The organism is Limnothrix redekei LRLZ20PSL1 (assembly GCF_043235035.1).
GTDB lineage: Bacteria > Cyanobacteriota > Cyanobacteriia > CACIAM-69d > CACIAM-69d > CACIAM-69d.
On record NZ_JAZAQF010000007.1, the window covers coordinates 1 to 22,411 of the forward strand.

The following is a 22,411-nucleotide window of genomic DNA, read 5'->3' on the forward strand; positions in this document are numbered from 1 at the left end:
GAACGACTAAAGCCACAGGCACGGCGGAACTGTGATGGGGGTAGCGAGGCGAGGCTTTCGTAGAGCATCTCCCGAGGGTGGTGACAGCGACTTTCTACACCGCTATTCTATTCGTGCAAGAGGTCTAATGGAACACCGATTAGGCAGACCGTCCCGATCGCTTGAGATTGGGCCAGGGCTGTTCTGGTCGGGGTTGGCCCGGCAGCGTTAAATGGGCGATCGTTTCCTTCAGCGCATCACGCACCGCAAACACGGGCGGCAAGTGCAGCGCATTGGCCAAGATGGCCAGGCCGATGTGTCGGTGAAAGGGCACGGGCAGCCGATAGGCCCGCACCTGGGCTGGGATCGGCTCGGCGGCTAGCCGGGCCATGACCGTTGCGCCCAATCCTTGGGCCACCATGCTCAGGATGGTGGAATCTTCCCGAACTTCGTAGCTGGGTTCTACGTTCAGGCCCAGCTTGGCGAAGCGATCGAGCACAATTTGCGCACACAAAAATCGCCGGGGCGGCAAAATCAGCGGGCGAGAAAATAAATCTTCCCAGGCAATCACTTCCGTGGCGTATTGATCGCTACTGGGGACGATCGCCCAATATTCATCCATCATCACGTTCCAGGTTTCAAACTCACTGCCCGCGGGCAACAGGACAAAACCGATATCTGCCCGGCCGGCGCGGAGTTCATCCTCAATGTCCTGACTGGTGTTGTATTCATCAATGGCGATCGCGATGCCGGGGTAGCGGTGGCGCAAATGCTCGATCGCCTTAGGTAACAGGTGGGTGGCCACGCTGCGAAAACAGGCCACGCGCACATGGCCCGAATCGAGGCCGCGGGCACTTTTGGCCTGGCGCTCAATGTCGTTGAGCAGTTCCAAAATTTTGCGGGCACTGTCGGCAATTTCGCGCCCAGTGTCGGTGAGGGTTGCACCGTGGCGGCCGCGATTCAGCAAAATGGCCCCCAGTTCGTCTTCGAGGGTGGCGATCGCGTGGCTAACGGCGGATTGGGAAATGTCGAGATCCAGGGCGGCTTGGCTGAAATTTCCCCGATCGGCGATCGCCACCAGGGTTCGTAGTTGAGACAACTTGAGTCTTGCAGCAATTTCGCCCATAGCTGAGTCGATGTTGAATCGACTGGAAAGCGATCTAAAGATTCAGCAGATTCAGCAAATTATTCAGCAAATTCAGCAGATTAAATTCGACAGGCCAAATCTGGCCAATTGAGAAAAGCGCCGTCAGCAACCGGAGCCGAATTGCTCTCGCCGAATTGTTCTCCATGCTATACCGGCACTTTGGAGGATCAACCAAGACATCCATCGATTTTATTCATACCTCCCATGCAAGCCATCGGTCGATCGAACCGCTGACCCTTGATAGGGTGAAGGCACAGCAAATCTCCTGGCTACCGCCTTCCACAACGATGGCCAGGAGATTTGTCTCTTCAGGAGAACCGAGTCATGCACTTTACCTCTGCAACCCGATCGCCCCTGCGGTGTTTGGCGGGCTGCTGTGCTGAAAACACTATCCTAGGCAATTTTGGGCAACGGCTGGCCCATTGGGCCCATCGAGCAGTGGTGTGGCTCAACACTCCCGATCAGATTCGAGTTTGGTCGCGGATATTGCCAACCGGCGAAGAAATTTTTTACGGTTGGGATCCACGCACGGGCGATCGATTCTCTAGCCCTGCTGAGCGGGAACTCCGGAGCTGGCTAGAAGAGCACCATCACTATCGATTTTGAATGACTGTCTATCAAACCAGTCAAGAACTAGTCAAGAGCTAGTCAAAAACCAATTAAAAACCAATCAAACCAATCAAAATCACGCTCAAAGCACCGTTAAAAGACCCGGGAAGAGACCGGGAATTCTGGATTGGTCGGTGATAGTGGAGAAAGGAAATTGATCCACAACAGCGAGCGTGATTGATGGGCATGGGGCAAGGTAACGAGCGGGCGTGGGGGCAATGGGGCCGATCGCCCCGATGGTTGGGTTGGGTGGGTTGTGGGTTGGTGTTGGGAACAGTTTCCTTCGCAGCGTTCCCTGCGATCGCCCAAGGGCCAGCCCCAACCCCCCTGGCCGCCCCGGCCGGCGCTCCGGAGTTTGAACAAGCACGCCAGGCCTACGAAGCGGGCCGGTTTACGGAGGCGATCGACCATTGGCAGCGGGCGGCCCAACAGGCGGCCCAACGGGACGATCGCGCGGCCCAAGGAGCCGCCTGGCATGGCATCAGCCTGGCTTGGGGGCAATTGGGCGATCGAGCAGCAGCCCTGAAAGCAGTGCAACAGAGTTTGGGCCTGTTGGCAGCGTTGCGCGGCGAGGGAGCCGTGCGGTTGCGGGCGGCGGCCTTGAATCAGCAAGCCCGGTTGGAGCTGACGGCAGGGCAGGCGGCCCGGGCAATTCAACTTTTGGAGCAAGCGGAATCCCTGTATCGCTCAGTGGGCGATCGGGATGGGCAATTGGGAGCCAGCCTGAATCGGGCCCAGGCCCTGCAAGCTCTGGGACTCTACGGGCGTGCTCTGATGGTGATTGAAGGGCAAATTGGCACTGCCCCGGAGGCCCCCCGCGAACCCACACGCTTGCAAGGGTTGGGCCTGCTGTCGGCTGGGGAGGCCTTGCGATCGCTGGGGCAATTGGCCCGAGCGGAAACTTGGTTGAGTCAAGCGGCAACGGTGTTGGAACAGTCGGGAACCCTGGCTGATCGCAGCACCGCCGCCCTGGCCCTGGCCCGCACCCGGGCCCTGTTGGCTCGCCAAGGGTTAGATCGCAATGATCCCCAATGGATGACGCTTCGACAACAGGCCATGGTGGCCTTCGATCGAGCAAGGGTGGCGGCAGCGGCAGCCGGGAGCGATCGTGATCGGCTGTGGGGTCAGTTGGAGCGCTGGGAGATGGTATTTCTGGGGCTGGAAACGGGCAGCTCACCCGGAGAAACCGTCAGCAAGGCTCAACTGCAAGCGTTGGCCACCCAGGTGGCACAGCTCCCGATCGGGCGCGATCGGATTGCGGCCCAAATGCGCCTGGCTCGCTGGGGGTCAACCGTGAATGAACCGGCTTTGGCCCTGGCAGGGTTGCAACAGGCGGCCCAATCGGCCCAAGCCTTGGGCGATCACCGTTTGACGGCGGCGGTTTGGGGTCAGTTGGGCGAAACCTATCGGCAACGGGGGGAAACTGCCCTGGCGGCGCGTTGGCTGGAGCAATCCCTGGCACTGGTGGAAGGGTTGGCGGCTCCGGAGGTGACCTATCGCACGGCCCGTTCCCTCGGGCAGTTGCGGGCCCAAGGGAGCGATCGCGCCGGTTCTCTGGCGGCCTATCGCCTGGCCATCCAAGCGATCGGGCAATTGCGCAATGATCTGGCCGGGATGGATTCCGTGGTGCAGTTTTCCTTCCGCGATCGGGTGGAGCCGGTTTATCGGGAGTTTGTGGATCAGTTGTTGCGGGGCAACCCTAGCCAGGAAGACTTGCAATCGGCCCGATCTGCGATCGAGGCTTTGCAGTTGGTGGAATTGGAAAACTTCTTTCGCCAAGCTTGTTTGGATGCCAAACCGGAACCGCTCGATCGGGCCATTGACGGGCGATTGGACACGGCCGCCGTGGAGGCCATTGTTTTAAACGATCGCGTGGCCACCCTCACCAAATTACCGGGCCAACCGTTGCGCTATGCTGTGGTTCCTGTGCCCCGAGCTACCGTTCTCCAAACCCTGCAACGGGTGCAACAGGCCGTCCAAGACCCAACCATTCCCAACCGGGAGCGCTTGCGCCTGTCTAAGCAGGTTTATGACTGGCTAGTGGCTCCGATTGCCCCAGAATTAGCCCAATCGGGAGTCAAAACCCTGGTGTTTGTGCTAGATGGGCCCTTGGCGAATATCCCGATCGCCGCCCTCCATGACGGAGAGCAATATCTCTTGGAGCGCTACAACACCACCAGAGCCTTGGGCTTGCAGCTTTTTGCCCCCAAAGCCCTGAACCCGCGATCGCTCAACGTCTTGGCGGCGGGTGTTTCGGAAGTGGCCCCCAGTTTCCAGGCGGAAAAATTGGGAGCCTTGCCCTTTGTGGCCGATGAGCTAGATATTTTGGCCCAGGAGTTACCGGCGGCCGTCCTGCGCGATCAGGCCCTGACGGAGCAGGCCCTGCGCCAAGCCTTGCAACAAAACAACGCCCCGATCGTCCATGTGGCAACCCATGCCCAGTTCAGTTCCCGAGCCGATCGCACCTTTCTGCTGGCTTGGGATCGTCGCATTGAGTTAGCGGATTTTGACCAACTGTTGCGCCGACCGGTCAGCCGCCCCCCGATCGAACTCTTGGTGTTGAGTGCCTGCGAAACAGCCCGAGGGGACGATCGCGCCACCCTAGGTCTCACGGGCATTGCCATTCAAGCCGGCACTCGCAGCGTGTTAGGAACGCTGTGGCAGGTTAGCGACGAATCCACCGCTTTGCTGATGGGAGACTTTTACCAAAGCCTGCGCACCGGAGCCACCAAAGCCGAATCCCTGCGCCAGGCCCAGCTTGCCTTGCTCGAAAACCCCAACTTTCGCCATCCCTTCTTTTGGGCCCCCTATATCCTGGTGGGCAATTGGCTGTGAAACTTGAAGTCAAAGCTGAGTTTCCGAGACGGGATCAAAAAGAGCCGCTACGATCGGGAGCAGGTCACGGTTTGGCCCCAAAAACTTCCAAAGCCCCAAAGACTTTCAAGCCATTCCGGAATGGTTCGGTTTTTGAAGGGTTGTTTTGAAGGGTTGTGTTGAAGGATCGTCGCGATCGAGGACTGAAACGAGGATTAAGACTATGAATTGGCATGATCTAGGCACGTTGGTATTGCTGCTGAGTCCCGGGCTGTTGCTGTCGGCCATTGTGATGGGCATTTTTGCGGCCGGCGGCTAGGGCATGGGGCGACCCCCGGGCGGCACAGCATGAACCAACTCGCTGCCCGATTGGGGCCAGTCGCGCCGGTAGCGTGCGCCGGCCGGATCGCCCCAACCCAACTGCAACACCACCTCACAGGGCAACGCTTGGCCGCGCGGATCCAAACTGACCCACTCAGCGCGATCGATCAAGCGCTGCTCATCATTGGGGGTGAGGGTGCAAAAGTCTCGCCCCCCGGCCACGCTCAGGTGGCGATCGAACCCCACCGTGACCGATCGCCAAAATTTGATCGCGTCATCCTTAAAGCGCTGAAGGGTATGGATATCCTCCGGCAGCGCAACTAACTGATCATGTAATTCGGGATAGTCCAGCCGATGGGGGCCCAGGGCAATCGATCGCCACACCAAGCCCGACACCCCCTGTTCACGCTGGTAGGCATGAATTTGGGCCCGGAAGTTTTGATAAGCCGTAAATTTCTGAATTCCTTTGGGGTCAATCAGGCGATCGAGCGGCGCAATTCCTGATACTTTCGCCGTCAAATGTAAGCGTTGACCTTGCATACAGGCCCGCTGTTCTTCCGCCAAAATTTGTAATAACTCATCGGTGCTGTAGGGCTTTTCCATTTGTTCCTCCACAGTGCCTTCAGAGTGTTTTAGGATGCCATTTCATAGCAGCATAGCAAGTTCAAATGATGGATCAAATTAACCTCCCTGCCGCTGCAAAATTGCGAAGACAAGGGGCTTAAGCCCCTTGCTTGCTGCATTAATCAACTAGCCGCTCACGAGCCAAGGATTAGCCAATTTTGCATTAGCTAATTTTGATAGCTAATTCTGCATTAGCTAATTTTGGCAGCCATCGCCACGATCGAATCAACCATCCGCATCGAGTAGCCCCACTCGTTGTCATACCAAGACACAATCTTGAAGAAATTCGAGTTCAGCTCAATGCCCGCCGTTGCGTCAAAGATGCTCGAATGGGCATCGCTCGTGAAGTCCGTGGAAACCACCGGATCTTCCGTGTAGCCCAAAACTCCCTTCAGCTCTCCTTCAGCAGCGGCCTTCATGGCGGCGCAAATGGCTTGGTAGCTGGTGGCTTGCTCAGTGCGGAAGGTCAAATCCACCACCGACACATCGGCCGTGGGCACGCGGAACGCCATGCCAGTCAAGCGCCCCTTCAGGGCCGGCAGAGCCAGGGTCACGGCCTTGGCGGCTCCGGTAGAGGCGGGGATGATGTTTTGCATGGCGCTGCGGCCGCCGCGCAAATCCTTGCGGCTGGGGCCGTCCACGGTGGGCTGGGTGGCGGTGGCGGCATGGACGGTGGTCATCAACCCTTCAGCAAGACCGAAGTTGTCATGAATCACCTTGGCGATCGGGGCCAAACAGTTGGTGGTGCAACTGGCGTTGGACACGATGAAATCCTTGGCCGGGTCAAAGTTGCTGTGGTTCACGCCCACCACCAGGGTCGGCACGCGATCGGGATCTTTCGTGGGTGCGGAGATGATTACCCGCTTTGCCCCAGCAGCCAGGTGCTTGCTGGCTCCCGCATGGTCAATGAAAATTCCGGTGGCTTCCACCACAAAGTCCACATTGTGGTCACCCCAGGGCAACTCCTCCGGGTTGCGACAAGCAAAACAGGGAATCAGTTTGCCGTTCACCACCAGGCCGCCTTCGGCCGCTTCCACCGTGCCCTTGAACCGGCCGTGGGTGGAGTCATATTTCAGCAAGTATGCGAGGCTCTCGGGGGGGAACAGATCGTTAATTGCGCAAACTTCAATGTCGGGATTGGCGATCGCACCGCGAAACACCAATCGGCCAATGCGTCCGAAACCGTTAATGGCAACCTTAATCGGGGCCATGATCAAAACTCTCCTGCTTGCGAAGTCATGAATCAAACGGGCTTGAACCCACAGGGTCAGCCCCGGCAGTTATTTTGACCCAAGGGGTGAGGGAATCAATCCCAACGCGGATCAATCTCCCACGACCCTAAACCGGATTCAGGCAAGGGGTGATGGTTCTTGGCTTTTTTTCAAGACTCTTTTCCAAGCTTGGTCAATCCGAGAGGGGGAGTGAACAGCCCAGACGGATACCTAATCGGCCTGATCAATCGACGAAGACAGGAGGCGCAAGCCCCTTGCCCCCAGGATCTGTAGGTAATTTGCGATTGCCTTAAGATACCGCTCAGACATTTTCTAAAACTGTGGTGAATAGAACTGTGGTGAGGCTGTGGCGGATTTAGGCCGAACTTCATCACGATCAATGCGATCAGTTCTGCGATCAGTTCTGTGATCGGTGTTATCTGTGATCGGTGTTAATCGATTTCCTCGATCGCCTTTGGGTCAGAGGAGCACCATGGGTACATTCTCAAGAAGGGTGTCTGGAAAGAGTTGATCTGTGGTGTTCACTCGATGGTGTTTACTCGATGGTGTTTGCTGAGTAGTTGGCCAAGCATCTACCCAAGCATTGACCCAAGTGGTTGGCAAAAATTGGCCGAAGATTAACTGAAGATTGACCGAATTAAAACAGGTTTGTCAGCATCAGGAACTAACCAAAAAATGCAAAAAGGCTGAAAATTTAGCCAATTTCGAGCAGAAGATTTTATGGAAGAGTGGTTTTGGGCAGACTCTGCAAGATTACGGGGAATCTCGTGAAAATTGCTACTAAACCCTGACCATCACTGGTGCAATCTAAAGGGGTATCTTGTCCACCATCGATCGAGCCGTTGTCGAGGGATCCCGATCGCACCCCCCCTCGGTTTCCCTTGCAGCAACCCTGAAACCCTTGAATTTTTGGGGATTGATTGCGGTTGATCCCGATCGCTCCGTGAAGAATAACCGGATTCTGCGATGGGCGAGTTTCCATGCAGCCGATCCCCAGGGTGAGTAATGGATGAGTTAACCTGAGCACCATCCTCGCTATCGGTCAGATTATGATGGTCGCGATGGTAGTTGATTCCCTGGAAACGATCACTTCTTGGGCAAATCTTGGGCAAATCTTGGGAAATTCCTCAAAATGCCCCAATTCCCGATCGTGACTGGGATTGGGGCGCAGGCCGCCCACCAAGACCCCTCAACCAGTGCGATCGCTCCATTGACGCAACTCATTCAAGAATCGGGTGCATTGCAGCGCAGTTACCGTTCTATGGTCACTTAAACCCTTGCCCGCGCATTTGCTCAATCCTCTGCTGTCTATGTCAGCCCTGCTTCAAAGTCCTCGGCCGTCGAGTCGAATAACTGCACTGCTTGTTAGTCTGTTGGGTGGTTACTGTTGGGGATCGATCGCCCTGCCCGTGGCGGCCCAATCCCTTGGCCCTTTTGATGAACCGGCCCTCAGTGCGCCCGACGGCCCCTCCAGCGTTGCAGCACCCGATTCCACCCTCAATCCATCGGCTAACTCCACCTCCGGCAATTCCACGCCAGACTCTGCGCCGAATTCTGCCACCCTTCAGCCCTTGCCTCGGTTGCCTTTGGCTCCCACGTCCACTGCAACTGGTTCCGTGCTCGATCCAACGCTTCAGCCCCCGATCGATGGGTATCAACTGGATACGGGCGATCGGCTACAGGTGGAAATTTTTGATGTGCCCGAATTCAGCAACCGCATTTACCTAGTGCTGGTCGATGGCACGATTTCCGTGCCCTGGATTGGTTCTGTGCGGGCCCGAGGCTTAACTCCTCAGCAATTGGCCAATGCCCTCAGCCAGGCCTATCGCCCCTTCGTGAAGACTCCGATCATCACCGTCAATGTTTTAACGCCCCGCCCGGTTCGGATTGGTGTTTCTGGGGAGGTGAATCGGCCCGGCTCCTACGCGATCGAGGTCAGCAATCGGGACGTGGTGCCCAACCAGTTACCCCTTCAATGGCCAGACGTGACCCGGGCGATCGTGGCGGCCGGTGGCATCACCCCCCTCGCAGACATTCGCAACATCCGCCTCCGGCGCTCAGATCCCAGCGGTACCCCCCAAGACCAAACCCTCAACCTTTGGCAACTGCTGGAAAGTGGCGACCTCAGCCAAAATATCTTGCTGCGGGATGGAGACATGCTGATGATTCCAAAGGCCAGCACCTTTTCTTCCGAGGAAGTTTCGCGCGTGGCCCGGGCCAGCTTTGCCCCCGAAACGATCGGGGTGAACGTGGTTGGCGAAGTGAAAGCTCCTGGCCTGATTAAGCTGCCACCCAACGCCACCCTCAATCAGGCCGTCTTGGCGGCCGGCGGATTCCTGCGCCCCCGCGCCATCTCCAGCCAAGTTGACCTGATTCGGATTAATCCCGATGGGTCAGCCACCGCCCGCCGCATTGCCCTTGACCTGCAAGCCGGCCTGAATGAGGAAACCAATCCCCTGTTGCTGAACAACGACATCGTGGTGATTAACACCAATGGCGTGACCCGAATTACGGACTTCCTGCGGGTGTTGCTGTCGCCTGTGGATAATCTCTCGAACCTGCGTCGCCTGTTGGCCCCCAGCGTTCCCGATTTTCAGTAATTCAATAAACTGCCTAGCCCTCGGCCTTCGATTTCATTACCTGAACCCTATGCAGTCCCAGACATCCCGCGAGGCGATCGACTTCAATCCCCTAGGGCTTATCCTTAAGGCTTGTCAACGGGCCTGGCTACCGGCTGCTTGTGTTTTTATTTTGGGCATGGGTGGTTCTGTGTTGGCGGCTCGGCGCGTGAAGCCTGTGTATGAGGCCGGAGCCAAGATTCTCTTCAGAATTGACTCCACTCAAGAGCTGACGGGACTTGCACGGGACGAGTCGGATAATCCTTTGCGATCGCTGTTGGTTGACCAGAGTCCCATCAGTAATCAGATGGAAATTTTGCTCTCAGAGCCATTACTAGAACGCACCATCAAAAAGCTGGATTTGCGAGACAAAAAAGGCGAACCCTTAGGGCCAGGGGAGCTGAAAACAGCGCTGGAAGTCAAGATTATTGGCGCAACAGATGTTGTCAGCATTACTTACGTCAATGAGTCTCCAGAATTGGCGGCAGCGGTTGTGAATTCCGTAATTGAGGTCTATCGCAATAACAACGTGACGATCGCCCGAGAAGACACTGTTCAGGCTCGCATTTTTCTGTCCCGCGAGTTGCCACAGGTGGAAAAGCAACTGCGAAATTTGGAACTGAGACTTCAGCGATTTAAAGAACAAAATCAGGTGATTAATTTAGAGGAGGAAGCGCGAACTTCGGTGCTGGCTCTGCGGTTGCTCGACGAGCAAATTACCAACACGGAAGCCGCAGCAATGGAAGCGGCTGCCAAAACCACAGTCTTGCGCCGTCAACTCAATCTTTCTCCTCAAGAAGCTGTGGTGGTGGCGGCCGTGAGCCAGTCCCCCAGTGTTCAGAAAGTTCTGCTGGATTTGCAAGACACCCAAAAAGAACTCGCAGAACAGCGATCGCGCTTCACAGACAGCAGCCCCACCGTTTCTCGGTTAATGGAACGGGAGCGACAGTTACAAGACATTTTGCAAAAGCGAATTCAAGAAACTTTGGGCGATCGGCAAGTGGTTCCGCCCAGCTTCTTACAGGCTGGGGAATTGCGGGTGACTTTAATTCAGCAATACCTCAACTCCGAAACGGAGCGAGTGAGCGCAGTCAATAAACTCAAGTCCTTTGAAGACAGCCGATCGACATATCTCCGACGGAGCCGCAGCTTGCCCAAAATTGAACAAGAGCAGCGTTATTTGGAACGCAAGCTAAAGGCTGCCCAGGGAACTTATGAAACCCTACTTTCCAATTTGCAAACGCTCTTGGTCAAGGAAGAACAGCGCAACAACAGCACCAGAATTTTGGAGCCAGCGACTGTGCCTCGTAAGCCATCTTCTGGTGGCAAGGTCAAGGTTTTAGCCCTAGGGTTATTTGGCAGCACCTTAATGGCTTCTGCAATTATCATCATTGCGGAAGTTTGGAGTTCTCGATCGCGCTCTGAAAAAAAGATGAGCTAGCCGATGGGTACTGAATAGCTGTTGAGCATATCGATCGGCACCCGAATTAGTTTCTAGAAAATAACCTGATCTATCAATAACTCAGTGTATAGAATGCAATAACTCAGTGTATAGAATGGTCTGACAATAACTCAGTGTATAGAATGGTCTGAAATAAACTGGTTAACGAAATAGCTTCGTTAATAGACCTCTTGCATCAATCGTAATTCTTATCCTAAATCCCTTGCTAAGATTGCTGATTGACTGACAAAATACTCAGGTACCTGGTTCTTCAGTAGGTTGGATTTCATCAAGCTCAATTCAACTCGATCGTCATGAACCTTATTGTTGTTGAGTTTCATCCCTCAATCCAACCTGCAAGATGATTGTTGATCAGCCGATCTTGACAAAAGGGATTAAGGATGAAGACTTTTAACTAATTTGTGAAAAAGGTCTAATCAACTGATTGTATTGATGATTTTGTAAACTAACTCTCTGTGAGTGATAGTCATTAAAAAATGATCAAGATAGGATACAAAATATTTTGAACTTTACTTTGAACTTTACTTTGAACTAATTGCCATGCTGATATCCATCAAGAATGACTATACTAAACAGCGGCGACATTGATTACTGTTTTTACGTTGCCCCTTCCCATGACTCAGGCTTTGCATCCCCTTCGTCGCTTATTTCTTTACTTGCCGCAATATCGCCGCCAGCTTTGGCAAGCGACAGCCTACTCAGTTCTGAATAAAGTTTTTGACCTGGCACCACCAGCTTTGCTGGGTTTAGCTGTTGATACATTGGTGCAGCGGCAGGATTCTTGGTTGGCTTCCTGGGGACTTCGGGGAATCACAGAGCAATTTTTGGCGCTGGCAGTTTTAACTTGGCTAATTTGGATTTTGGAGTCTGTCTTTGAATATGCCTACAAGCGAGTTTGGCGCAATTTAGCCCAATCTATTCAGCATGATTTGCGGCTGGAGGTATATGACCATTTGCAATCTTTGGAGTTAGCCTATTTTGAAGAGCGCAGTACAGGAGAATTACTCTCAATTCTGAATGATGATGTCAATCAGTTGGAGCGATTTTTAGACACGGGTGCAAACGATGTTTTGCAGGTGACCACGACAGTTTTGATCATTGGGGGTAGCTTTTTTGCAGTCGCTCCTCAGGTGGCCTGGCTGTCGATGTTACCCATGCCATTTATTTTGTGGGGATCGATCGCCTTTCAGAAAAATTTGGCCCCTCGATATTCCGAAATGCGAGAAACCGTGGGCTTGCTGAGTGCCCGATTGGCTAATAATTTGGGTGGCATTTTAACCATCAAAAGTTTCACGGCGGAGCGCTATGAACACGATCGGGTGATGATCGATAGCAATGCCTACCGTCGTTCTAACCGACGGGCGATCGCCTATAGCGCTGCCTTTGTGCCTTTGATTCGGATGGTGATCCTTTGTGGGTTCACGGCCACTTTGGTGGTGGGTGGTTTGGAAGCGGCGGCGGGGCGCATGTCGATCGGGGTTTACAGCACCTCAATTTTCATTATTCAGCGACTTTTGTGGCCCCTCACCACTTTGGGCCAAACCCTGGATAACTATCAGCGAGCTATGGCTTCTATTCGGCGAATTTTTAATTTGTTGGATACGCCCATTGATGCCCATTCAGGAACCAAAACCTTTGCCCCTTCGGAGATTCGCGGCGAAATTGTGCTCGATCGCGTGACCTTTGCCTATCGAGGTCGATCGCCCGTGGTGCAAAATCTCTCCCTCACGATCCCCGCTGGTCAAACGATTGCAATTGTGGGGGCTACTGGTTCTGGCAAAAGCACCTTGGTGAAGCTGCTGTTGCGTCTTTATGAAATTAATGATGGCGCTATTTTGCTTGATGGGATTGATACCCGTGAAATCGACCTAGAAAGCTTGCGCGGAGCCATTGGTTTGGTGAGTCAAGATGTTTTTCTGTTCCATGGAACTGTGGCTGAAAACATCGCCTATGGTACATTTCACGCCACCCCGGATGAAATTCTAGCGGCGGCCAAAATTGCAGAAGCTGATGATTTCATTCAGCAACTTCCCCAGGGCTACGAAACCATTGTGGGCGAGCGGGGTCAGAAGCTGTCGGGTGGGCAGCGGCAACGGATCGCGATCGCCCGAGCGGTTCTGAAAAATCCCCCCATCCTCATTTTGGATGAAGCTACGTCGGCCGTGGACAACGAAACCGAAGCGGCGATTCAACGATCGCTCGATAAAATCACCCAAAATCGCACCACGATCGCGATCGCCCATCGCCTCTCAACCATCCGCAACGCGGACTGTATCTATGTGATGGATCAGGGGCAATTGGTGGAATCGGGCCGCCATGAAAACCTGCTCGATCGCAACGGAATCTATGCTGAACTGTGGCGATTGCAAACCGGCGATCAGGCGGCTTAGGGGCTGTCGCCATTTCCATTGCCGTAGGGGTTGGGAGACCCAACCCTAACCCGGGCGATCGCTACTCGCTACAACCCTATCCACCCCTGGGAACACCCAAGGATCACGGGAATGGGCGAGGAGACCCCGCCCCTACGGCTGATTGGTTTGAAGAACGAGGTCATCAGGGTTTTAGGCGATTGATTTCGGGAAACGACGATCGACCCTAGCTCTTCGCCTCATCACTCAGCATCCCGATCGTGGTTTCCACCGCACTGCTATCCACCTCCGAATCATCGGGCGAGTGACCCACCAGCGCTTCCCGCTGCCGAGCATACTCATTGGCTTTGGCATAATTCCCCAACGAGTAATAGGCCACTCGCAAACTCGCTAGCGCCTGTAACTCCACATCCAAGTCAGGAATCAGGCGCGAAACGGTCAACCGTTGCTGGTAATACTCGATCGCCGTGCCATAGTCAGCCTGGGCATCGTAGGCCACGCCCAGCGCTCCTAGGGTTTGCTCTTCACCTCGCAAATCCTTGAGGGCCCGCGTCACCGTTAGCCGCTGCTTGCAGTAATTAATGGCCTGCTGCATATTGCCCAGATGCCGACAGGCACTCGCCAAGCTGCGTAAAACCTGGTTCGCCGTTGCATAGTCATCATTGGCGTAGGACAGCCGCAGCAGTTGGTCATAATATTCCACCGCGCTGCTGTAGTCGCCACAGGCATAGTAACTATTGCCCAAATTCTTGAGCACTTGCCGCTCAGCTTCCCGATCGCCCACCTGTCGCACTGCATCCAGGCTTTGGCGCTGATAAACGATCGCGTTGGGATAGTCCCCGGCGGCTTTGTAGGTCAACCCTAAATTATTCAGGATGGCAATTTGGCTATCTAGCTCCCCCATATCTCGGGCGATTGCTAAGGCCTCCTGTTGATAAACAATGGCGCGATCGAACTGGCCCAAGTGACGGCAAGCATTGCCCCAATGGGCTAAGGCGTGGGTCTGGCCTTGCCAATTGCCATGGGCGCGGGTGGTGGCCAGCCAGCGACGCGCACAGTCCAGGGCTTGCTCATACTGATGGCGGGCGTAGTAGCCCAAGAACAGGCCGTTATAGGCCCGTTCCTCGCGATGGTGATCCTTCACCGAGATCGCCAAGGTTAACAACGCCTCAAATAACTGTTCTGCCTGATTGAACTGCCGTTCTCGATAGGCCTCAAAACCGTCATGGAGCAGCTTTGCCATTTTGGTTTCCGCTTCTCGCAAATCGGCATTGGTCGTGATTGTTTCATCCGAATCCATATCGTCCCCAGAGTCTCCGGCAGGATTCGACATAGGCGATGTCGAGAAATGACGGTTAGCAAACCAACCACGATCTTGGATTTGCACTTTCATATCTCTCAAGTTCCCGATCGCCTCGTTAGGAATAACCGCTCGGTCGTTACCCTTGAACCATTAATCAGCCCACCCATTAAGCCATATCAGGAGCAAGTTTGACCAATACCCACTGATGACTCCTAAACGGTTTCATTATACGTTGGGTCAGAAAAGTGCGTTTGCAAGCTCCTAGGAGCGATCGCGCACCAACCAAACTGAATTGCAACTTTGAACCCGTCACTGTCTCCTGAGAGGATGTCTGAAAAGCCAGAATTGATACGCTTCTTGCCCTGCCGATTAACGAAACCAGAGGTTTAAGCCCCTTACCCTCGTCTTAAATCGGGATTCGGCAAGCCCCCAAGGGCACTTTTCAGACATCCTCTAAGATTTGGCGATCAAATCTGCCACCTTTTTGAAGCATGGAACTCAAAAAGATCGCCATTCAGAAACAAACCCATTTGGGCAGATAGCTTATCAGAAACACCCGAACGCCCCACAGGGGATGAAACCCATCAGTGGGCGATCGCTCGGTGGTTATAGAGTCCCTGCAATCGGTCGGGGAGCAGCATCGATTTAGGGGATCATCTCCTCTGAAGCTGCCACGACCCAGTATTATTGTGCCCACAGCTCGCCCAGAACTTACAGGGCCGGCTGGATTGTCACTGCAACCCAACCCAGACCGGTCGATCGCAATTCGATTGCAATTCCACTTCCGCATCAGCAAAAGCGGGCAGGCAGAATGCCACAGGATTGCTATAGTCTTTAGGCTGTGCCTTTGCCAACTGTTTGCGAATCGTGCTGATTACAGCGGTCTACAAAGACGTGCAAAGCAGAATGCGCAAAGCAGGACATGCAAAGGCGAACAAAGGGCGAACAAAGACTGATGAAAACGCACAAACCTGTACGAAAATGTACAGAAATGATCAACGCAAATCTCAGCGCTTAGCCCGTTTCATTACCTTGTTTCATCGCCTTAATTGCTAATTTGACCCTATGCTTGATGCCTCAGACCTGAAACGCCAAATTGATTTGCTGTGCGATCGCCTGAGCAACGCTCAGGACTGTCTTTGACCAAGCTGCTTTGAACGCCAAAGTGGCCGACTTGGAAAACCTAGCCGCCCAGCCAGATTTTTGGGACGACCAAAGCCAGGCCCAGCAAGTTTTGCAAGATTTAAATGATGCCAAAGGAGATCTACAACAGATCGATCGCTGGCAAAACACCCTCAATGACAGCCGCGCCGCCCTGGAGCTACTGGAATTAGAACCCGATGATGGTCTCCTCCAGGAAGCTTTCACCTCCTTAAATCAATTGGCGGCGGAACTGGATGCCTGGGAACTTCAACGCTTATTATCTGGCCCCTACGACAGCAAAGGAGCCGTTTTAAGCATTAACGCTGGGGCCGGGGGAACCGATGCCCAGGACTGGGCCGAGCAGTTGATGCGGATGTATACTCGCTGGGCAGAAAAACAACAATATAAAGTGGCGATCAGCGAGCTTTCTGAAGGCGATGAAGCGGGAATTAAATCCGTCACCTTAGAAATTCAAGGTCGCTATGCCTATGGCTATTTGCGATCGGAAAAGGGTACCCATCGCCTCGTGCGAATTTCGCCGTTTAATGCCAACGGCAAGCGCCAAACCAGCTTTGCGGGCGTGGAAGTGATGCCGATTTTGGATCACTCCATTCAACTGGAGATCCCAGACAAAGATTTAGAAATTACCACCTCGCGGGCCGGCGGCAAAGGTGGCCAGAACGTGAACAAAGTGGAAACGGCCGTGCGGATTACCCACTTACCCACGGGGTTGGCCGTGCGCTGCACCGAGGAGCGATCGCAACTGCAAAACAAAGAAAAAGCGATGGTTCTGTTGAAGGCCAAACTGTTGGTGATTGCCCAAGAACAGCGGGCCAAGGAAATCGCGGACATTCGCGGCGACATGGTGGAAGCGGCCTGGGGAACCCAGATCCGTAACTATGTGTTTCACCCTTACCAATTGGTGAAAGACCTGCGCACGGAATTAGAAACCACCGATATTCAGTCGGTGATGAATGGTGATTTGGGGCAATTTATCGAAAGCTATTTGCGCCAAGAAAGCCAAGCCGCCGATGCCGTTGGTTTGTAGTCGAGATTTCAGGTAGGGGCGTACGGCCGTACGCCCTTACGAGATTGACCAATTCTGTCGAGATTGTAGGAAATTACAGCGCGATTTTGTGAACCCAATCAGCGTAGGCCGGCTCGCGATTTTCGACGATCGCCGTGAGGGTGTCTCGCAACAGATTCGTGACGGGGCGATCGCTCCCGAGGGTGTAGTTTTCGATCTTGCTCACCGGGGCAATTTTGGCCGCTGTGCCGCTGAGGAACACTTCATCCGCAATGAACAATTCGGTTTTATCCACCGGGCGAGTTTCGATCGGAATTCCCTGATCGCGGGCGATCGTCAAAATGCTGTCGCGGGTGATCCCTTCCAGGATGTCTTGCTCAAAACCGGGCGTGATCAATGTGCCATTGCGCACCAAAAACACGTTCATCCCCGAGGCTTCGCTCACCTTGCCCTGGGAGTTCATCATGATTGCTTCATCAAAACCCGACTCCACCGCTTCGGTTTTGGCTAGCGATGAGGTGATGTAAGCGCCCGCAATTTTGCCGCGCAATGGCAAGCTGCGATCTTCTTGGCGCACCCAGGAGCTAATCCGGCAAGCGACCCCTTCTTGGGATAGGTAATCACCCATTTCCAATCCGTAGATAAAGAAGCTCTTTTCGACGCTGTGCAAACGGGGCGCAATCCCTAGGTCAGAGGTGTAAACGAAGGGGCGGATATAAAACGACTTGGTGGGTTTGTTTTGGCGGACAAATTCTTCGATCGCCCAAAGAATTTTGTCGGCGGGCAGGTCGTAATGCAGGAATTTGGCGCTTTGGCTGAGGCGCTTGCTGTGGCGATCGAGCCGGAACAGCAAAATCGTGCTCGGATTCGTCGGGTCAGGAATCCCGCGCAACCCGCCAAAGGCCCCCGTGCCGTAGTGCAGCGCGTGGGTTGCGATCGACAGGTTGGCATTCTCGAAGGGGATAAATTCGCCTTTGTAATAGGCGATCGGCATGAAGTTTTGGTGCATGGCAGGTTGCGGCGGAATCGAAATCAACAAAAACCAGGCGATCGAACAGGCAAGCAGTGATGAACGGATTCGTCGAGGGCAAGGGGCCTAGGGGCTGTCATCAAATCCCCGAAACCCTGATTCTTGCGTTACGGGATCGTGGGGAGCAAGGGGCTTAAGCCCCTTGTCTGGATCGATGCAATTCACATCGATGCAATTCACAGGGCTAGACGTTAAATCTAAACAGCATAACATCGCCCTCTTGCACCACATATTCTTTGCCTTCACTGCGCACGAGGCCCTTTTCCTTGGCCGCAGAAAGAGACCCGGCCGCCACCAAATCCGCGTAGGCCACGGTTTCGGCCCGGATGAAGCCCCGCTCAAAGTCCGAGTGAATGACCCCGGCCGCTTGGGGGGCGGTCATGCCTGCATGGATCGTCCAGGCGCGGGTTTCCTTTTCGCCAGAGGTGAAGTAGGTGCGCAGACCCAATAGGTCGTAGGTGGCGCGGATTAGGGACTTCAGCCCCCCTTCAGTCACACCCAATGAGTCGAGAAAGTCCGTCCGTTCCTCATCGGATAGTTCAATCAATTCCGCTTCCACTTGGGCGGAAATAATCACCGTTTGGGCGTTTTCGGTCTTGGCTAGTTCCCGCACCTGCTCCACCCATGAGTTGCCGGTGGCCAGGTCATCTTCCGAAACGTTGGTAGCGTAGATCATCCGCTTGCGGGTCAGCAGGCCCAAGGTGGCGATCAGGGGTTCTTCTTCTTCAGTCAGGCTGACTTGGCGGGCGGGGCGACCATCTTCGAGAACGGCCAGGATCTTTTCGAGCACGACCAGTTCCGCTTGGGCCTCTTTGTTGGCGCGGGCTTGCTTGCGGACGCGATCGGCTCGGCGCTCCACCTGGGCCAAGTCCGAGAGGATCAACTCCAGATTGATGATTTCAATGTCGCGGATCGGGTCGATCGAGCCGGACACGTGGATGATGTCGTCATTCTCAAAACAGCGCACCACATGGACGATCGCATCCACTTCCCGAATGTTGGCCAAAAACTGGTTCCCCAGCCCTTCGCCCTTGCTGGCTCCCTTCACCAGGCCGGCAATGTCCACAAATTCCACGCGCGTGGGGACGATTTGCTTGGACTTGGCCAAATCACTCAGCACTTGCAACCGCTCATCGGGCACGGAGACCACGCCGACGTTGGGTTCAATGGTGCAGAAGGGAAAGTTGGCGGCTTCCGCTTTGGCGTTGGCAACCAGGGCATTAAACAGGGTGGACTTGCCCACGTTGGGCAGTCCGACGATTCCGGCTCGGAGCATGGGTCGATCGGGCGAGGTGGCTGGGACTGAATTGCAGTCTACTAGCTTATCGGAAATGGGGGCGGCCGGCTGGCCGTGGCCCTAACGCGGGACGGTGGCAATTTGGGCTAACCAGCGATCGATCCGTTGATCCCACTCCACGGACTGGCCCGGCTGGGTGCGATACCAGGCGATCGCCGCCGGACGACCTTGCCGCGCCGCCAGGGTGGTGGCTTTCCAAAACATCACAGAGGCTTGGTTTGGGGCAAATTGCAGCACCAAGTTAACCTGTCGCTCCAGTTTTTCCCCTTCGGCGGAACGCAACCACCGCACCACCGTTGCCTGATCCCCCAGGGAAGCTTGTGCAAAGCGATCGAGTGCCCGTTGCCAACGGCTATCGCCTAGGTCGGCCAAAATCTGGCTGGGAATATCTTTTTGGGGCGAGTCGGCTCGCACCCGGGCCAGATCCGCGTGGTAGCGTAGGGCATCGTATTGGGCCTGGACCCGATCGTCCCAAACCAGCGATCGATTCACCAGTCGATCGCGCAGGGGCTGCAATTTGGTTAAGGCCGGCGACCAAAGCTCCAGCTTGGCCAGCTTCAGGGCCTCTTGGTATTGGGCCAAGTCGGTTAAATCGGTCGATCGCAGCAACGGTTCCGTCAGCACGATCGGTTCCAAGGAAACGGGATCCGGCGCAAACCCGGAGGGGATCGCTCGGTAAATTGCCAAGTCCGGTGCATCGGTGGCCGATTGATCCACGATTAATTCCGGTTCCCGATTGCCGGTGATCGATTCCCAAACGGGCGATCGATCCTTGGGGCTGCTCCACTGGCCTTGGACGCTCAAGTGGCCCGGTCGCCCCAAACGGCTAATGTTCAAATGCACAATCACGCCGTAGCGCAGTTGCTGGTTCGATCGGGGCAATTGTCCGCTCACCGTTAACCAACCGCCGCCCGCTGGGCCGCCCTTCAGGCCTTGCACCGCCATTAGCGGCAAGGGATCCGTGGAACCGCTGGTGGCCACACCGGCCTTGACCAAGGGAGCCAACACCAAGGATTCCGGCGGCCCCTCCAAATCGAGCGTCGTGGTGAGCCGATAGGCCAAGGGGCGATCGCCCTGGGGTTCCGGGTTTGGGGCCTGGTAGGCCCGCAACTGGACGATCGGCCAACATTGGGGCCCCGCCGTGCAGTTGGGTTGCTGTTGCCGCACGGTGGCCACCAACCATTGACGACCCAGCGGCACAATTTCCCCCATCCGTTGGTTGCCCTTGGTCAATTCCGCCCGCAGTTGGGCCACGGTTTTCAGGTCGCGGGGCGTGATGCCTCCGGTGGCGGGCAACCATTGATCCAACCAAGCAGCGGCCTCGGGATCAACAATTGAGCGAACTCCCACCGCAAAACCCGTAGTCACCAGGGCGATCGCCCCGCCCAGGGTCAACAGCGCCGCCACAGACAGGGATAGGGAAGCCGCCCGTTTCCAGGGTGCAGCGGGCGAAACTGTGTGGCGAACTTTGGCCATAACCAAGACCGGGGATGCAGCAGGTTGAATCAATCTAACCGATCGATTCACTCCATCGATCGCTCAAAAGGTATCTCAACCCGGATCGGTGGGGCGATCGGTTGGGCCAATTGGCGAGAGGCAGTGGTGCGGCCCTGGGGGTCGGCGGCTTCGGGCCGCAGATATGCGAAGTTGGAAATAACCGTTGCGTATAGGAGCCAACCATGGCCACAGCCTCGCCCAACCCGATCGACCCGTCCGTTATGAACCCGCCCGTAGCCTTGGTGGGAGCCGGGCCGGGCCATGGAGCCTATCTCACCCTGCGAGCGGCTCAGGTGCTGCGCCAAGCGGAGGTTTTGGTGCATGATGCCCTAGTCGATCGGGCGCTGCTGGGCTGGCTTCCCGCCACCTGTGAGCAAATCGACGTGGGCAAACGGGGCGGCCAGCCCTCCCCCAGTCAACCGGAGATCGATCGCTTGCTGGTGGAGCAGTGGCGATCAGGAAAGCGGGTCGTGCGTCTCAAGGCGGGCGATCCCTTTGTATTTGGGCGTGCCAGCAGCGAAATCCAAGCCCTGCAAGCGGCGGGAGCAACCTTTGAAATGATTCCCGGCCTTTCCAGTGCCCTGGCGGGGCCGCTGCTGGCGGGCATTCCCCTCACCGATGCGGTGCTGAGTCGTTGCTTTGCCGTGGCCAGTGCCCATGAACCCGATGAGTTGCACTGGGAAGCCCTGGCCCAACTGGAAACCCTCGTGTTTTTGATGGCGGGCCGATCGCTCCCGGAAATTACCCGCCAACTGATTCGCCATGGTCGATCGTCCGTCACTCCCGTGGCCGTCATTCGCGCCGCCGCCACTCCCCAACAACAGGTCTGGACGGGCACACTGGAATCGATCGCCCTGCAAACGGAGCGCGTTTCCCTCTCGCCGGCCGTGGTGGTGGTGGGAGAAGTGGTGCGACTGCGGGATTTTCTGGCTCCTTGGGGCCAAGGGTTTGTGCTGCCCCAACTGCCTGAGCTGCTTGAGTTGGGGCCAGCCAAGGCGATTGCTCCTGTGGATCATCCTCCCTTGGTTCAACCGTCAATCGCCCAACCCTCGATGATCCAACCCTCGATCGCCCAACCCTTAGCGGGCAAAACCGTGCTCGTGACCCGATCTCTCAATCAGGCAGGCAGTTTCACCGGCCGGCTTCAGGCCGCCGGGGCCCAAGTGCTGGAAGTGCCCGCCCTGGAAATTGGCCCACCCAGCACCTGGGAACCGCTCGATCGGGCCATTGCCGATCTCCAGCGTTGTCATTGGCTAATTTTGACCTCCACCAACGGTGTCGAGGCATTTTTTAGCCGCCTCCAGTCCGCTGGCAAAGACAGCCGCGCCCTGGCCCATTGCAAAGTGGCCGTGGTGGGTCAAAAAACCGCCCAATGTCTTCAGCAGTTCGGCATCGTGCCGGATTTCATCCCCCCGGATTTCATCGCCGATGCGCTGGTGAGCCACTTCCCCGAATCCCTGCGCGATCGCACCGTGCTGTTTCCGCGCGTGGAAACCGGCGGGCGCGATGTGCTGGTCAAAGAACTCAGCGACCAAGGAGCCATTCTCTGGGAAGTGCCAGCCTACGAGTCCCGTTGTCCGGCGGCCCTCACCCCCGAAGCGATCGCCCTGCTGCGGGCCAAGCGGGTGGATGCCATCACCTTTGCCAGCTCCAAAACCGTTAAAAATTTCTTAATCCTGCTGCAACGAGCAGGCTTTGAAATTGATCAGGTGGCGAGGGCTTGCTTAGCCTCGATCGGGCCGCAAACGTCCCAAACTTGCCGTGATTTGTTCGATCGCGTCGATGCGGAAGCGCGGGAATATACCCTCGATGGATTGGCGGAAGCGTTGGAAACTTGGGCGATCGCGCAACAATCGACCCCCTAGCGCAAGCTCAAGCCGCCCAAATCCCCAAACCCAAGATTTACAGGCCCAAAATCAATTCCCCCCACCCAAATGAC

The 22,411-nt window shown here is 55.6% G+C and carries 14 protein-coding genes; 7 read left to right on the top strand and 7 right to left on the bottom strand.

Annotation, left to right across the window (positions count from 1 at the left end; genetic code table 11):
• Window positions 1–139 precede the first annotated feature (139 nt).
• Window positions 140–1,078 (bottom strand): LysR family transcriptional regulator, encoded by a 939-nt coding sequence (locus tag VPK24_RS01690; RefSeq protein ID WP_393010144.1) that lies wholly within the window; start codon window positions 1,076–1,078, stop codon window positions 140–142.
• A 372-nt stretch (window positions 1,079–1,450) separates the two neighbouring features.
• Here VPK24_RS01690 and VPK24_RS01695 point away from each other — a divergent pair, with 372 nt between their 5' ends.
• Both VPK24_RS01695 and VPK24_RS01700 read left to right on the top strand, forming a co-directional pair.
• Window positions 1,451–1,732, top strand: coding sequence for a hypothetical protein (locus VPK24_RS01695; protein WP_393010146.1), 282 nt, complete (start codon window positions 1,451–1,453; stop codon window positions 1,730–1,732).
• Between the two features lie 189 nt (window positions 1,733–1,921).
• Window positions 1,922–4,570: a CHAT domain-containing protein gene (locus VPK24_RS01700; protein WP_393010148.1), complete on the top strand. Its 2,649-nt coding sequence runs from the start codon at window positions 1,922–1,924 to the stop codon at window positions 4,568–4,570.
• A 294-nt stretch (window positions 4,571–4,864) separates the two neighbouring features.
• On the opposite strand, the gene VPK24_RS01705 is transcribed toward VPK24_RS01700, so the two are convergent.
• Together VPK24_RS01705 and gap are read right to left on the bottom strand one after the other, a co-directional pair.
• Window positions 4,865–5,485, bottom strand: a complete 621-nt coding sequence (locus VPK24_RS01705; RefSeq protein WP_393010150.1) for a hypothetical protein — start codon at window positions 5,483–5,485, stop codon at window positions 4,865–4,867.
• 200 nt (window positions 5,486–5,685) lie between these two features.
• On the bottom strand, window positions 5,686–6,705 hold the full coding sequence (gap, locus tag VPK24_RS01710) for a type I glyceraldehyde-3-phosphate dehydrogenase (RefSeq protein WP_393010152.1): 1,020 nt from the start codon (window positions 6,703–6,705) through the stop codon (window positions 5,686–5,688).
• A gap of 1,331 nt (window positions 6,706–8,036) precedes the next feature.
• Between gap and VPK24_RS01715 the strand changes: the two genes are divergently transcribed.
• The 3 genes from VPK24_RS01715 (at window position 8,037) to VPK24_RS01725 (ending at window position 13,196) form a co-directional block, all read left to right on the top strand.
• Complete coding sequence (locus tag VPK24_RS01715) at window positions 8,037–9,326, top strand: polysaccharide biosynthesis/export family protein (RefSeq protein WP_393010154.1); 1,290 nt, start codon at window positions 8,037–8,039, stop codon at window positions 9,324–9,326.
• A gap of 49 nt (window positions 9,327–9,375) precedes the next feature.
• Window positions 9,376–10,785, top strand: coding sequence for a GumC family protein (locus VPK24_RS01720; protein ID WP_393010156.1), 1,410 nt, complete (start codon window positions 9,376–9,378; stop codon window positions 10,783–10,785).
• 635 nt (window positions 10,786–11,420) lie between these two features.
• Window positions 11,421–13,196 carry an ABC transporter ATP-binding protein gene (locus VPK24_RS01725; RefSeq protein ID WP_393010158.1) on the top strand — a complete coding sequence of 592 codons (1,776 nt, stop codon included), beginning with the start codon at window positions 11,421–11,423 and terminating at the stop codon, window positions 13,194–13,196.
• 205 nt (window positions 13,197–13,401) lie between these two features.
• Here VPK24_RS01725 and VPK24_RS01730 read toward each other — a convergent pair whose 3' ends face one another.
• A complete protein-coding gene (locus VPK24_RS01730; protein ID WP_393010160.1) occupies window positions 13,402–14,508 on the bottom strand; it encodes a tetratricopeptide repeat protein in 1,107 nt (368 codons plus the stop codon).
• Between the two features lie 1,035 nt (window positions 14,509–15,543).
• Here VPK24_RS01730 and prfB point away from each other — a divergent pair.
• A protein-coding gene (gene prfB, locus VPK24_RS01735; RefSeq protein WP_393010162.1) for a peptide chain release factor 2 occupies window positions 15,544–16,669 on the top strand; the annotation gives its coding sequence in 2 pieces (ribosomal slippage) (window positions 15,544–15,618 and window positions 15,620–16,669; 1,125 coding nt in all).
• A 73-nt stretch (window positions 16,670–16,742) separates the two neighbouring features.
• Here the strand turns inward: prfB and VPK24_RS01740 are convergent.
• From VPK24_RS01740 to VPK24_RS01750, 3 genes are all read right to left on the bottom strand, one after another.
• A complete protein-coding gene (locus tag VPK24_RS01740) occupies window positions 16,743–17,657 on the bottom strand; it encodes a branched-chain amino acid transaminase (RefSeq protein ID WP_393010217.1) in 915 nt (304 codons plus the stop codon).
• Window positions 17,658–17,862: 205 nt separating this feature from the next.
• Complete coding sequence (gene ychF, locus VPK24_RS01745; RefSeq protein ID WP_393010164.1) at window positions 17,863–18,954, bottom strand: redox-regulated ATPase YchF; 1,092 nt, start codon at window positions 18,952–18,954, stop codon at window positions 17,863–17,865.
• Window positions 18,955–19,035: 81 nt separating this feature from the next.
• Complete coding sequence (locus VPK24_RS01750) at window positions 19,036–20,451, bottom strand: hypothetical protein (protein ID WP_393010166.1); 1,416 nt, start codon at window positions 20,449–20,451, stop codon at window positions 19,036–19,038.
• A 203-nt stretch (window positions 20,452–20,654) separates the two neighbouring features.
• Between VPK24_RS01750 and cobA the strand changes: the two genes are divergently transcribed.
• The gene (gene cobA / locus VPK24_RS01755; protein ID WP_393010168.1) at window positions 20,655–22,337 is read left to right on the top strand and encodes a uroporphyrinogen-III C-methyltransferase; all 1,683 of its coding nucleotides are present in this window, start codon (window positions 20,655–20,657) and stop codon (window positions 22,335–22,337) included.
• Window positions 22,338–22,411 lie beyond the last annotated feature (74 nt).

What these genes read in the sequence shown, in the direction of transcription:
- VPK24_RS01695 (WP_393010146.1), top strand. Translation starts at nt 1,451, where the DNA reads ATGCACTTTACCTCTGCAACCCGATCGCCCCTGCGGTGTTTGGCGGGC.
- VPK24_RS01700 (WP_393010148.1), top strand. Translation starts at nt 1,922, where the DNA reads ATGGGGCAAGGTAACGAGCGGGCGTGGGGGCAATGGGGCCGATCGCCC.
- gap (WP_393010152.1), bottom strand. Translation starts at nt 6,705, where the DNA reads ATGGCCCCGATTAAGGTTGCCATTAACGGTTTCGGACGCATTGGCCGA.
- VPK24_RS01715 (WP_393010154.1), top strand. Translation starts at nt 8,037, where the DNA reads ATGTCAGCCCTGCTTCAAAGTCCTCGGCCGTCGAGTCGAATAACTGCA.
- VPK24_RS01720 (WP_393010156.1), top strand. Translation starts at nt 9,376, where the DNA reads ATGCAGTCCCAGACATCCCGCGAGGCGATCGACTTCAATCCCCTAGGG.
- VPK24_RS01725 (WP_393010158.1), top strand. Translation starts at nt 11,421, where the DNA reads ATGACTCAGGCTTTGCATCCCCTTCGTCGCTTATTTCTTTACTTGCCG.
- VPK24_RS01730 (WP_393010160.1), bottom strand. Translation starts at nt 14,508, where the DNA reads ATGTCGAATCCTGCCGGAGACTCTGGGGACGATATGGATTCGGATGAA.
- VPK24_RS01740 (WP_393010217.1), bottom strand. Translation starts at nt 17,657, where the DNA reads ATGCACCAAAACTTCATGCCGATCGCCTATTACAAAGGCGAATTTATC.
- ychF (WP_393010164.1), bottom strand. Translation starts at nt 18,954, where the DNA reads ATGCTCCGAGCCGGAATCGTCGGACTGCCCAACGTGGGCAAGTCCACC.
- VPK24_RS01750 (WP_393010166.1), bottom strand. Translation starts at nt 20,451, where the DNA reads ATGGCCAAAGTTCGCCACACAGTTTCGCCCGCTGCACCCTGGAAACGG.
- cobA (WP_393010168.1), top strand. Translation starts at nt 20,655, where the DNA reads ATGGCCACAGCCTCGCCCAACCCGATCGACCCGTCCGTTATGAACCCG.